Origin of the sequence: Bacillus sp. GMa5/1 (genome assembly GCF_050172015.1) — a bacterium.
Taxonomy (GTDB): Bacteria; Bacillota; Bacilli; order Bacillales; family Bacillaceae_G; genus Bacillus_A; species Bacillus_A cereus.
Window position 1 is genome coordinate 22907 of sequence record NZ_JBNLYC010000007.1, and the last position, 12584, is coordinate 35490.

The following is a 12584-nucleotide window of genomic DNA, read 5'->3' on the forward strand; positions in this document are numbered from 1 at the left end:
AACTTACAGTGGCTGAAAGAACACATGCATGTGGAAAAGTAACAGTAGAAGCTGTTGGACAAACAGTTCAATTAAAAGGTTGGGTACAAAAACGCCGTGACTTAGGTGGATTAATCTTTATCGATTTACGTGACCGTACAGGTATCGTACAAGTTGTATTTAACCCAGAAACATCAAAAGAAGCGTTAGAAGTAGCAGAAACAATTCGTAGCGAGTACGTATTACACGTAGAAGGTACAGTTGTTGAACGTGGTGAAGGCGCAATTAATGACAATATGGCAACTGGTCGTATTGAAGTACAAGCAACGAAAGTAAATGTACTAAATGCAGCGAAAACAACGCCAATCATCATTGCTGATGATACAGATGCATCAGAAGATGTGCGTTTAAAATATCGTTATTTAGACTTACGTCGCCCAGTAATGTTTAACACATTCAAAATGCGTCATGACGTAACGAAAACAATTCGTAACTTCTTAGACACAGAAGAGTTCTTAGAAGTAGAAACACCAATTTTAACGAAAAGCACGCCAGAAGGAGCTCGTGACTATTTAGTACCAAGTCGTGTGCATGATGGTGAATTCTATGCACTACCACAGTCACCACAGTTATTTAAACAGCTTCTTATGGTCGGCGGATTTGAGCGTTACTATCAAGTAGCACGTTGTTTCCGTGATGAAGATTTACGTGCGGATCGTCAACCGGAATTCACGCAAATCGATATCGAAGCTTCATTCTTAACACAAGATGAAATTTTAGATATGATGGAGCGTATGATGACGAAAGTTATGAAGGATGCAAAAGGTGTAGAAGTTAGTGCACCATTCCCTCGTATGAAATATGCTGATGCAATGGCTCGCTACGGTTCTGATAAGCCAGATACACGCTTTGAAATGGAACTAACAGACTTATCTGAGTTTGCAGCAGGTTGTGGCTTTAAAGTGTTTACAAGTGCTGTAGAAAGCGGCGGACAAGTAAAAGCAATCAATGCAAAAGGTGCTGCAAGTAAATATTCTCGTAAAGACATCGATGCATTAACTGAATTCGTGAAAGTATACGGTGCAAAAGGTTTAGCTTGGCTTAAAGTTGAAGAAGACGGTTTAAAAGGACCGATTGCAAAATTCTTCGGTGAAGAAGATGCAAATGTGTTAATGAGCACATTAGAGGCTACTGCTGGCGACTTATTACTATTCGTAGCAGATAAGAAGAGCGTTGTTGCAGATAGCTTAGGTGCACTTCGCTTACGTCTAGGTAAAGAGCTTGAGTTAATTGACGAAAGTAAATATAATTTCCTATGGGTAACGGATTGGCCACTTCTTGAGTACGATGAAGATGCAGATCGTTACTTCGCAGCTCACCACCCATTCACAATGCCATTCCGTGAAGACGTTGAGTTACTAGAAACAGCACCAGAAAAAGCACGTGCACAAGCATATGACCTTGTATTAAACGGTTATGAGCTTGGTGGTGGATCACTTCGTATTTACGAGCGTGACGTACAAGAAAAAATGTTCAAAGCACTTGGATTCTCACAAGAAGAAGCGCAAGAGCAATTCGGGTTCTTATTAGAAGCATTCGAATACGGTACACCACCACACGGCGGAATCGCATTAGGTTTAGATCGTCTTGTTATGTTACTTGCAGGCCGTACGAATCTTCGTGATACAATTGCATTCCCAAAAACAGCAAGCGCAAGCTGCTTATTAACAGAAGCTCCAAGCCCAGTTGCAGAAGCACAGCTTGAAGAGTTAAACTTAAAATTAAGCTTAAAAGAAGAGAAGTAAGAATAGGGTCTAGATGGTTATACTATAACCGTCTAGACTTTTTTTGAGAGGTTGTTTAAAAAGTCCGGTTTAGATAACTGTCGCATCTCATCGTTGCTTCGCCAGTCCGGTGCTCGAGTAGTATTTTTCTACACTGCGCTCCTCCTGGCTTCAGCGCCTCGATCTGCTTGGTTCTCTAAATCCTCCTTTTTAAACGTGTATTGAAAGGAAGTTTAAAAAGTCCGGTTCAGATAACTGTCGCATCTCATCGTTGCTTCGCTAGTCCGGTGCTCGAGTAGTATTTCTACACTGCGCTCCTCCTGGCTTCAGCGCCTCGATCTCCTCGGTTCTCTGAATCCTCTTTTTTAAACGTGTATTTAGGAAGAAATGAAATTCTGGTCTATGTTTTCATTTTCGAAATATGTATTTTTAGGAATTCTATAACTTTTTCTATACAAATAGTCGGAAAAACGCTAGAATACATGGTAGACCATTTTTGTAATAGGAGTGTAGAGCTGAATGTTACATCAATTTTCACGTAATGAATTAGCCTTCGGTAAAGAAGGACTTGAAATATTAAAAAATAGTACAGTCGGTATTTTAGGAATTGGCGGCGTAGGCTCTTTTGCAGCTGAAGCGTTAGCACGTTCTGGCGTTGGACGTCTTGTATTAGTTGATAAAGACGTTGTAGATATTACAAACGTAAACCGTCAAATTCACGCTTTAGTATCTACTGTAGGACGTTCAAAAGTAGAATTAATGAAAGAGCGTATCGCAGACATTAACCCAGAGTGTGAAGTAATTGGACTTGAAATGTTTTATACAGATGAAACATATGAAGAGTTCTTTAAGCACGGTTTGGATTTCGTAGTGGATGCATCTGATACGATTACGTTCAAAATTCATTTAATTAAACAATGTTTACGTCGTAAAATTAAAATTATCTCCAGTATGGGTGCAGCAAATAAAATGGACCCAACTCGTTTCCGTATTGCGGACATTTCTAAAACACACACAGATCCGATTGCGAAAGTAATTCGTACGAAGCTTCGTAAAGAGGGTATTAAAAAAGGTGTAAAAGTTGTCTTCTCTGACGAAAACCCAATCGTAATTCGTGAAGAAGTACGTAAAGAAATCGTACCAGACGAAAATGCAAAAATTCGTAAAGCGAAATTACCGCCTTCATCAAATGCATTCGTACCATCTGTGGCAGGCTTAATTATGGCAAGTCACGTTGTACGTGAACGTATTAAAAATGTAGAAGTGAAACGTGTAGGGCAAGAATAAAAGAAAAGCATATATCCATTTTGGATATATGCTTTTTTATATGTATTAAAGAAATATGGATATTTGCATTACTACTAGTTCAAATGTAAGTAACGCTAGTAAGTAATGATCATATTTATCTGATGTATAGGCGGACGTCTTTTTTAAACTGTTAATGGTGAAAAGAGCCAAAGTTAGGACGAGAACACCGAGTGTTATTTTGAAGACTATTAAAGAAATAGCAACCATCCCCCTTTAAAGGTATATGTTTATAATAACATTTTAGTAAAAAATATCTAATCCGTTTTAGGAGTTTCCTTGTATGACAAGGAGGAATGTTATTGTCAATCTTTGTCGTTAAATCGATATCCTTTATTGAATCGTTGATATATTGCAAGTTGTGATAGATATATTCGAAAAATCGTTGATATATTGCAAGTTACGATAGATATATTCGAAAAATCGTTGGGATAATTTCATTTACCGACATGTATATATATGATTTACCGAAAACAAACAAGGATGTCACTCAGTCAAAAAAGTGACATCCCTGTTTTTAATTCTCAGCAGAATAAATAATATCTAAATTCCCGTTTTGATCGGTTTTGAAAATCGGGGCAATTTGCTCTTCTTGCTCTTCGACCGAAACAAGTTTTCGAGCACGATCCATAATTCGAACAAGCATCGCGTAATCTTCTTCGATTGCTTGTTGTTTTTTTGTGAGTACCGCTAATTTCGTTTCAAGTTCATGATTCGTTTTTTGCAGAGAAGTGAGCTGAGCTTGTAATACATCATTTTCAGTTTGCAACTTTGCGAGTGAAGGGTTATTATGCTCCAAGTTTTGCAAAAATGAGATGACATTTTGCATCGTAAGTTCTTGTTTACTTGGCGTAATATCTTCAGAAAACTCAGCATCGATTACGAGTTGTTTCGTTTTCGTGAACTGATTTTTTTCTATTTTAGCTTCAGAGCGCTTTAATTCTTTACGTTGTTTCTTCGCAAGCTGCACAGCATCTTCGTAATTCGGTCTTACTTCAGCATTCCATCTAAAGCCGCAAGCTGCTGAAGTCCGGTTCAACGTATCGCCGACTTCATCAAATGCTTTTATTTGTGTACTTCCGCTGCGAATATGTCGTAAAACAGTTTCTGCTAAAAGGAGATCATCTTCTTTTGTCCATGCATCTTGACGTGTTTTCATAAGCGAAGCCTCCATAATGGTGACGTTTTCGTTTATGTTACCCTTTATTTTTCGTTTTATTCGAAGTTTGTAATCTTTCATAAACAGTAGAAAGTGCTTGCTCAAATTTCCCTGTCGTTTTCGGTTTATAATATTGCTTGTTTTTTATTTTATCAGGTAAGTATTGTTGCCTTACCCAGCCGTTTGGATGGTCGTGTGGATATAAATATCCAATGCCTCTTCCAAGTGATTCTGCGCCTTTGTAATGACTATCTTTTAAATGGCTTGGAATGTCACCTGTTTGACCGTTGCGTAAATCGTGTAATGCAGCATCAAGTGCTTTATAAGCTGAATTTGATTTTGGTGATAAGCATAGCTCGATAACGGCATTTGCAAGTGGGATGCGTGCTTCTGGGAATCCAACTCGTTCAGCTGATTCAATTGCAGCTAGTGTACGTGGTCCAGCTTGTGGGCTAGCAAGTCCAATATCTTCATAAGCCATAATAAGAAGGCGTCTGCCAATACTTTGTAAATCACCTGCTTCAATAAGGCGTGCTAAATAATGGAGCGCTGCATTTACATCACTTCCGCGCACTGATTTTTGAAATGCTGATAATACGTCATAATGAGCATCGCCGCCTTTGTCGTGAACGAAGCTCTTTTTTTGTAAGCATTCTTCTGCAATCTCGAGTGTGATTTCAGCCGCTTGATCGTCTGTAGTAAAGCTAGATAATACAGCAAGCTCAAGTGCGTTATAAGCAGAACGCATATCACCACCAGAGGCGTTTGCAAAGTGATGTAGTGCTTCATCTGTTACCGTTACAGCATATTCTCCAAGGCCTTTTTCTTTATCTTCTAAAGCTCTTTTTAACCCAATTAAAATATCATCTTCTGTTAGTGCGTGTAATTCGAAAATTTGACACCTGCTTCGAATAGCGGAGTTTATTGCATGGAATGGATTACTTGTCGTTGCGCCAATTAAAGTAAGAAGTCCGCTTTCTAAGTGAGGTAATAGAAAGTCTTGCTTTGCTTTATCTAGACGGTGAACTTCATCTAAAATTAAAACGAGGTGTCGATGCATCTTCGCTTCTTGTACGACAACTTCCATATCTTTTTTATTGTGAGTAACAGCATTCAATAGACGAAACGGGGTACCGGTACTTCCAGCAATTGCACTGGCAATGGATGTTTTTCCTGTACCTGGAGGACCGTATAAAATCATAGATTGAAAATGATTGGCTTGGACCATTCGCCATAAAATCTTTCCTTCACCAACTAAATGTTGTTGCCCAATAATTTCTTGAATATTTGTAGGGCGCATTCGATGTGCGAGTGGTTGTTTCATTTGGACCGTCTCCCTTAATATATAATCTCGTTCTATCGTATCATTTTTTTCTACGAAATTTGAAATAGGATGCTGTTTTATGGGAAAAATAAAGGATAATATTTTCATTTTTCTTTCAATTGTAATAATTCCCGAGTTTTTCAATGTGATTTTATGTTATCATTTTGATACACAAGTTGAAATTTCTTATAATACTATATTATGCTATAATTTCATAGGATTTTAAATTGTGTTCTTTTTATAAATAAGATATAACCAATAGAAGTGAAAATTTGAAAAGAGGTGCAAAATAGATGAAAATTTCAACGAAAGGCCGCTATGGCTTAACAATTATGATTGATCTTGCAAAAAAGTTTGGTGAAGGTCCGATTTCATTAAAATCAATTGCGCAGGCACATGACTTATCGGAACATTACTTAGAGCAATTAATTTCACCACTTCGTAACGCGCGTCTAGTAAAGAGTACGCGGGGAGCATATGGCGGATATGTACTATCAGATCAGCCGGCTAACATTACAGCTGGAGATGTAATCCGTGTATTAGAGGGTCCGATTAGTGTTGTAGAAATGATAGAAGAAGAAGAACCAGCACAACGCCAATTATGGATGCGTGTTCGTGATGCGGTGCAAGAAGTGTTAGATAGTACAACGTTAGAAGATTTAGTACGTTATGAGGAAGAAAATCACGGGGGCTATATGTTTTACATTTAATTCCTTGTGAAACGATTTGGAAAGAAGGAGATTTAATGGAACGCATTTACTTAGATCATGCTGCGACATCTCCGACTCACCCAGAAGTGGTCGAAAAGATGATTCCATATATGACAGAAATATTCGGGAACCCGTCTAGTATTCACTTTTATGGACGTCAAACTCGTCACACAGTAGATGAGGCGAGAAGAGTGTGTGCACGCAGCATTCATGCGAATCCGAATGAAATTATATTTACGAGCGGTGGTACAGAAGCTGATAATTTAGCGCTTATCGGTGTAGCACGTGCGAACCGTCATAAAGGTAACCACATTATAACGACGCAAATTGAACATCATGCGATTTTGCATACGTGCGAATTGTTAGAGCGTGAAGGGTTTGAAGTGACATATTTACCTGTCGATGAAACAGGGCGCATTCAAGTTTCTGACATACAAAAGGCATTAACAGAAGAGACGATTCTTGTATCTGTTATGTTTGGGAATAATGAAGTAGGGACGATGCAACCGATTGTGGAAATAGGAAAGCTGTTAAAAGAGCATCAAGCGTATTTCCATACAGATGCGGTACAAGCTTACGGTTTAGTAGAAATTAATGTGAAAGAGTTTGGTATTGATTTATTATCAATTTCAGCTCATAAAATTAACGGGCCAAAAGGTGTAGGTTTCTTATACGCTGGTGCAAATGTGAAATTTGAACCGTTATTAATAGGCGGAGAGCAAGAAAGAAAACGCCGTGCTGGTACGGAAAATGTGCCTAGTATTGCTGGGCTTCAGCATGCAATTCTTATAGCTGAAAAAACTCGTGAGCAAAAAAATGCCCAATATGAAGAGTTTAAAGATATAATGGTATCTGTCTTCAAAAATGAAGGCATTACTTTCGAGGTAAACGGAAACTTAGAACATCGCTTACCGCATGTACTTAATGTAAGTTTTACAGGAATGAACATTGAACCGTTTCTTGTGAACTTAGACTTAGCTGGTATTGCAGTATCAAGTGGTTCTGCTTGTACAGCTGGTTCGATTGATCCATCACATGTATTAGTAGCGATGTTTGGAAAAGACTCCGATCAAATACGTTCATCCGTACGCTTTAGTTTTGGACTTGGAAATACGAAAGAGCAAATTGAAAAAGCGGCGTACGAAACAGTGAAAATCGTGAAGCGATTAACACAAAATTAGTATGGGAGGTGACATGATGAACAAACTACCTCACGAAACACGCGTTGTCATCGGAATGTCCGGTGGCGTCGATTCATCTGTAGCAGCACTTTTATTAAAAGAGCAAGGTTATGATGTAATCGGAATTTTTATGAAAAACTGGGATGATACAGATGAGAATGGTGTCTGCACAGCAACAGAAGATTACAATGATGTAATTGAAGTGTGTAACCAAATTGGTATTCCGTATTATGCAGTAAACTTTGAAAAACAATACTGGGATAAAGTATTTACGTACTTCTTAGATGAGTACCGAGCTGGTCGCACACCAAACCCAGATGTAATGTGTAATAAAGAAATTAAATTTAAAGCATTTTTAGAGCATGCAATTGCGCTTGGTGCGGATTATGTGGCAACAGGCCATTATGCACGCGTTGCTTATATGGATGGCGAATATAAAATGCTTCGCGGTGTTGATGACAATAAAGATCAAACATATTTCTTAAATCAATTAAGCCAAGAGCAATTATCAAAAACAATGTTCCCGTTAGGTGAATTAAAGAAACCGCAAATTCGTGAAATGGCGAAAGAAGCTGGCTTAGCGACAGCGGCGAAAAAAGATAGTACAGGTATTTGCTTCATTGGTGAGCGTAACTTTAAAGATTTCTTAAGTAACTACTTACCGGCACAACCAGGTGTAATGCAAACATTATCTGGTGAAGTGAAAGGGAAGCATGACGGTTTAATGTATTATACAATTGGACAACGTCATGGCCTTGGAATTGGTGGTAATGGTGACCCATGGTTTGCTGTTGGGAAAAATCTAAAAGAAAACATTTTATATGTTGATCAAGGATTCCATAACGAACTTCTATATGGTGATGAAGTTATTGCTACGAATGTAGGATGGGTAAGTAACAAAGAAAAAGAAACAGAAACAGAATTTAAGTGCACGGCGAAATTCCGTTATCGTCAAGAAGACAATAAAGTAACGGTTCAAATCGTTGATGAAAATACAGTTCGTATTCTTTGTGATGAGCCAATTCGTGCAATTACACCAGGACAAGCAGTCGTTTTCTATGATGGAGATGAGTGCTTAGGCGGTGCTACAATTGATGAAGTATACCGTAGTGGTAAGAAATTGGATTATTTAGGATAAATGAGAAGCCTCTGCCGATTAGCGGTTAGAGGTTTCTTTTACATAAAGCGAATTTTCGTTCGCTTGGAAAATACATTCTTTGTTATAATTTGTTGTAGAGGTGAAGGACATGTCAAACAAACTTGAAACAGGTATTCAATATATGCAAGAAGGAAACTGGGAAGAAGCAGCTAAAAATTTTACAGAAGCAATCGAAGAAAATCCGAAAGATGCGCTTGGGTACATTAATTTTGCAAATTTATTAGACGTATTAGGTGATAGCGAGCGAGCGATTTTATTTTATAAACGTGCACTAGAGTTAGATGATAAATCTGCAGCAGCCTATTATGGTTTAGGAAATGTATATTATGGCCAAGAGCAATTTACTGAAGCGAAAGCTGTATTTGAACAAGCAATGCAAGCTGGATTACAATCAGCTGATGTAACATTTATGTTAGGTATCACACATGTACAGCTTGGAAATGATCGTCTTGCACTACCATTCTTACAAAGAGCAACAGAATTAGATGAAAACGATGTAGAAGCTGTATTCCAGTGCGGACTTTGCTTCGCGCGATTAGAACACGTTCAAGAGGCGAAACCTTATTTTGAAAAGGTATTAGAAATGGATGAGGAGCATGCAGATGCGTATTACAATTTAGGTGTTGCGTACGTATTTGAGGAAAATAATGAGAAGGCTCTCGCTTTATTTAAGAAAGCAACTGAAATTCAGCCAGATCACTTTTTAGCGGGTAATGGCGTTCGTTTATTAGAGCAAGAAGCTGAATAAGATAAAAATATAGTTTAATGGGTAGTTATCCCTCATCTAAAAAGGTGGGGGATGTACTGCTCATTAAAGTGAAAATACCGGAAAGGAGAGGAAAAATGGGAAATCAACATGCAATGGATTTGTTTGAGGAAGAGAAAAAGTTTATAAAAGCGCAAGTTCTTCATACCATTTTCCACAACGAAGAAAACCTCTATTCCGTTGTCAGTATGAAAGTCATTGAAACGAATGAAACGTATGACGAAAAGAAAGTAATGATAAACGGTCATTTTCCCCGCATGCATGAAGATGAAGTGTTTACATTGACAGGTCATTTTAAGGACCATCCAAAGTATGGAAAACAATATATGGTTGAAACATTTAAAAAAGAATTGCCGCAAACAAAAGCAGGTATGGTGCAATATTTAGCAAGTGATTTATTTAAAGGGATAGGAAAGCGTACAGCTGAAAAAATTGTGGACCATCTCGGAGAACATGCTATTTCTAAAATTATGGATGACCCTGAGGCATTAAATGGTGTTGTTAATAAACAAAAGGCTCAGGAAATATATGAGACAATTGTTGAACATCAAGGGCTAGAGAAAGTAATGAGCTTTTTAAATGGCTACGGTTTTGGAACGAAACTTTCTATTAAGATTTACCAGCAATATAAAGAGATGACATTAGAAGTGATTCGTAATAATCCGTATCAACTTATCGAAGAAGTGGACGGGATTGGTTTTGGAAGAGCGGATGATATAGGGCGTGCGTTAGGGATATCGGGTAATCATGACGACCGTGTACGCGCAGGATGTTTTTACACATTAGAGAATGTCTCATTACAACTTGGTCACGTTTATATGAGGAAAGATCAACTTGTAAGAGAAACGATGTCACTTTTAAACAATCAAGAAGGAAGAGTGACTGAGGAAGATATTATAGGTTGTATTGAAACGATGCAAAGTGAAGGGAAAGTCATCATAGAAGAAGAACGAGTGTATTTAGCAACGTTATTCTACTCTGAGAAAGGTGTTGTAAAGTCTATTCGCAGGCTTATGAATCAAGAAGAAACACCTTCATTTCCAGAAGCAGAAGTGTTAAAAACGTTAGGTGAAATTGAAGAACAACTGAACGTACAATATGCACCGTTTCAGCAAGAAGCAATTCAAACGGCACTTCATAAACCGATGATGTTATTGACAGGTGGACCAGGAACAGGGAAAACAACAGTTATTAAAGGGATTGTTGAAATGTATGCATCACTACACGGGTTATCGTTAAATCCGAATGAATACAGTGATGATAATCCATTTCCAATACTATTAACAGCTCCAACAGGAAGAGCAGCGAAGCGAATGAGTGAATCGACAGGACTTCCAGCTTGCACAATTCACCGTTTACTTGGTTGGACGCCAGAAGGATCTTTCCAGCGTAATGAAACGGATCCTGTCCAAGGTAAGCTCCTTATTATCGATGAATTTTCAATGGTTGATATTTGGCTTGCAAATCAGCTATTTAAGTCGTTGCCGACGAACATTCAAGTTATCGTTGTAGGTGACGAAGATCAGTTGCCATCTGTAGGACCTGGACAAGTATTAAAAGATTTATTAAATGCAGGCGCAGTTCCGACAGTGAAGCTTACTGAAATTTATCGTCAAGCGGAAGGCTCATCAGTGATTCAACTTGCCCATGCGATAAAAAATGGAACTCTACCACCAGATTTAGCACAAAATCAAAAAGATCGTTCATTTATCGGCTGTACAGGAGTTCAAATTGTTGAGGTTGTGAAAAAAGTTTGTGAAAATGCTAAAACAAAAGGCTTTAGCGCAAGAGATGTACAAGTATTAGCACCGATGTACCGCGGGCCTGCTGGTATTAATGTATTAAACGAAGCGCTGCAACAAGTATTTAATCCGAAGAGGGAAAAGAGTAAAGAAATTGCTTACGGTGATGTTGTGTACCGAAGAGGCGATAAAGTACTGCAACTCGTGAATCAGCCGGAGAGCCAAGTGTTTAATGGTGATATTGGGGAAATTGTTTCGGTGTTTTATGCGAAAGAAAACGTTGAGCAACAAGATATGATTATCGTTTCATTTGAGGGAATTGAGGTAACGTATACGAAGCCCGATTTAAATCAAATTACGCATGCATATTGTTGTTCCATTCATAAATCACAAGGTAGTGAATTTCCGATTGTTATTATGCCAATTGTGAAAAGTTACAACCGTATGTTACGTCGTAATTTAATTTACACGGGCATTACAAGAAGTAAGAAGTTCCTTATTATTTGCGGAGAGGAAGCAGCTTTCCAATCTGGTGTAAATCGCCTTGATGATGCAATGCGTCAAACAACCTTAGCTAGTCGCTTGCAAGAATCACAAGGAGAAGTACAGATGGTCACAGTTAATGGCGAGGAAATGGACGTGGAAAACATTTCACCGTATGATTTCATGTAACAAGGTGAAATTATATAGTGAAACTTTCAAACGCATAGCGTTGAAAGGCTCCAGTAAAATGTATAAATGAATGCAGTTTGGACATAATGGCGAATAGAATCTGGGAGACTGTAAGGAGATGAAAGCCATATGTTTATTTGTCCAAATTGCAAAGGGAAAGACATTGGAAAAATAGGTGTCAACCAATTTTATTGCTGGAATTGTTATATCGAATTATCGGTTTCAAAGGGGAAAATCCATACGCATCAAGTTGAGGAAGATGGTTCACTAAGCTCTCTTGATGATTTATTTGATGAGAATGAAAGAACGATCGGATAACGAAAAGGGGGATTTACTTTGAATCTACGCAATTCATTAATCGCATTAGGTGTTGGAGCTGCAGCATATCAATATGCTCGTAAGCAAGATGTATTTTCAAAACGCAATATGAAAAAAGCACGTAAGATGATTAAGTCTTACTTATAATCATTTCGATAAAGTGAAAAACTCCCTTGTAGACAAGGGAGTTTTTTTATGCACCCATATGCAAATAAAAAAGTCCGATCTCTGAGAAAAGATAAGATAGACCGTAGCAGCCAACGCCAAGTATCCCATACTGCCATAATTGCTTCGCTTTTTCTTTACGTGAGGAATGAATAAAGAACCCCTTCCAAATACCGAACCCGATACAAATCCATTCAAGAATCATAAAAAGTGCTGATAATCCAAGCATAAACAAAACCATAATTAGCCCTCCTGATTATATTAATTCATGCTGTATTCTCAGGGGTGGTTGTCCTTGTTATGTTATTTATATGTACGTC

The 12584-nt window shown here is 38.1% G+C and carries 12 protein-coding genes; 9 read left to right on the top strand and 3 right to left on the bottom strand.

Annotation, left to right across the window (positions count from 1 at the left end; all coding sequences use genetic code 11):
* The first annotated feature begins 8 nt into the window (after positions 1–8).
* Together aspS and ACQGSG_RS03255 are read left to right on the top strand one after the other, a co-directional pair.
* Positions 9–1784: an aspartate--tRNA ligase gene (gene aspS, locus ACQGSG_RS03250; RefSeq protein WP_000840899.1), complete on the top strand. Its 1776-nt coding sequence runs from the start codon at positions 9–11 to the stop codon at positions 1782–1784.
* 498 nt (positions 1785–2282) lie between these two features.
* A complete protein-coding gene (locus ACQGSG_RS03255) occupies positions 2283–3050 on the top strand; it encodes a tRNA threonylcarbamoyladenosine dehydratase (RefSeq protein ID WP_000903177.1) in 768 nt (255 codons plus the stop codon).
* A gap of 535 nt (positions 3051–3585) precedes the next feature.
* Here ACQGSG_RS03255 and ACQGSG_RS03260 read toward each other — a convergent pair.
* Positions 3586–4227, bottom strand: a complete 642-nt coding sequence (locus ACQGSG_RS03260; protein ID WP_000857722.1) for an RsfA family transcriptional regulator — start codon at positions 4225–4227, stop codon at positions 3586–3588.
* 37 nt (positions 4228–4264) lie between these two features.
* Complete coding sequence (locus ACQGSG_RS03265) at positions 4265–5551, bottom strand: replication-associated recombination protein A (RefSeq protein ID WP_000812919.1); 1287 nt, start codon at positions 5549–5551, stop codon at positions 4265–4267.
* A 293-nt stretch (positions 5552–5844) separates the two neighbouring features.
* On the opposite strand from ACQGSG_RS03265, the gene cymR reads away from it, so the two are divergent.
* The 7 genes from cymR to ACQGSG_RS03300 all read left to right on the top strand — a co-directional run bounded on the left by cymR (position 5845) and on the right by ACQGSG_RS03300 (position 12246).
* Positions 5845–6261 (top strand): cysteine metabolism transcriptional regulator CymR, encoded by a 417-nt coding sequence (gene cymR / locus ACQGSG_RS03270; RefSeq protein WP_000704116.1) that lies wholly within the window; start codon positions 5845–5847, stop codon positions 6259–6261.
* 35 nt (positions 6262–6296) lie between these two features.
* Positions 6297–7442, top strand: a complete 1146-nt coding sequence (locus tag ACQGSG_RS03275) for a cysteine desulfurase family protein (RefSeq protein ID WP_000439892.1) — start codon at positions 6297–6299, stop codon at positions 7440–7442.
* Between the two features lie 16 nt (positions 7443–7458).
* Positions 7459–8580 carry a tRNA 2-thiouridine(34) synthase MnmA gene (gene mnmA, locus ACQGSG_RS03280; RefSeq protein WP_325842935.1) on the top strand — a complete coding sequence of 374 codons (1122 nt, stop codon included), beginning with the start codon at positions 7459–7461 and terminating at the stop codon, positions 8578–8580.
* A 109-nt stretch (positions 8581–8689) separates the two neighbouring features.
* On the top strand, positions 8690–9349 hold the full coding sequence (locus ACQGSG_RS03285) for a tetratricopeptide repeat protein (RefSeq protein WP_000066409.1): 660 nt from the start codon (positions 8690–8692) through the stop codon (positions 9347–9349).
* Positions 9350–9444: 95 nt separating this feature from the next.
* Positions 9445–11781: an SF1B family DNA helicase RecD2 gene (gene recD2, locus ACQGSG_RS03290; protein ID WP_325842934.1), complete on the top strand. Its 2337-nt coding sequence runs from the start codon at positions 9445–9447 to the stop codon at positions 11779–11781.
* 129 nt (positions 11782–11910) lie between these two features.
* Positions 11911–12099 carry a hypothetical protein gene (locus ACQGSG_RS03295; protein ID WP_000469281.1) on the top strand — a complete coding sequence of 63 codons (189 nt, stop codon included), beginning with the start codon at positions 11911–11913 and terminating at the stop codon, positions 12097–12099.
* Between the two features lie 18 nt (positions 12100–12117).
* Positions 12118–12246, top strand: a complete 129-nt coding sequence (locus ACQGSG_RS03300; RefSeq protein ID WP_001053553.1) for a YrzQ family protein — start codon at positions 12118–12120, stop codon at positions 12244–12246.
* A gap of 46 nt (positions 12247–12292) precedes the next feature.
* Here the strand turns inward: ACQGSG_RS03300 and ACQGSG_RS03305 are convergent, their stop codons facing one another.
* Positions 12293–12505: a hypothetical protein gene (locus tag ACQGSG_RS03305; protein WP_000242535.1), complete on the bottom strand. Its 213-nt coding sequence runs from the start codon at positions 12503–12505 to the stop codon at positions 12293–12295.
* Positions 12506–12584 lie beyond the last annotated feature (79 nt).

Bases quoted from the DNA above. Each gene is read 5' to 3' on its own strand.
- ACQGSG_RS03255 (WP_000903177.1), top strand. From the start codon at position 2,283: ATGTTACATCAATTTTCACGTAATGAATTAGCCTTCGGTAAAGAAGGA.
- ACQGSG_RS03295 (WP_000469281.1), top strand. From the start codon at position 11,911: ATGTTTATTTGTCCAAATTGCAAAGGGAAAGACATTGGAAAAATAGGT.
- mnmA (WP_325842935.1), top strand. From the start codon at position 7,459: ATGAACAAACTACCTCACGAAACACGCGTTGTCATCGGAATGTCCGGT.
- ACQGSG_RS03265 (WP_000812919.1), bottom strand. From the start codon at position 5,551: ATGAAACAACCACTCGCACATCGAATGCGCCCTACAAATATTCAAGAA.
- ACQGSG_RS03305 (WP_000242535.1), bottom strand. From the start codon at position 12,505: ATGGTTTTGTTTATGCTTGGATTATCAGCACTTTTTATGATTCTTGAA.
- recD2 (WP_325842934.1), top strand. From the start codon at position 9,445: ATGGGAAATCAACATGCAATGGATTTGTTTGAGGAAGAGAAAAAGTTT.
- ACQGSG_RS03275 (WP_000439892.1), top strand. From the start codon at position 6,297: ATGGAACGCATTTACTTAGATCATGCTGCGACATCTCCGACTCACCCA.
- cymR (WP_000704116.1), top strand. From the start codon at position 5,845: ATGAAAATTTCAACGAAAGGCCGCTATGGCTTAACAATTATGATTGAT.
- ACQGSG_RS03260 (WP_000857722.1), bottom strand. From the start codon at position 4,227: ATGAAAACACGTCAAGATGCATGGACAAAAGAAGATGATCTCCTTTTA.
- ACQGSG_RS03285 (WP_000066409.1), top strand. From the start codon at position 8,690: ATGTCAAACAAACTTGAAACAGGTATTCAATATATGCAAGAAGGAAAC.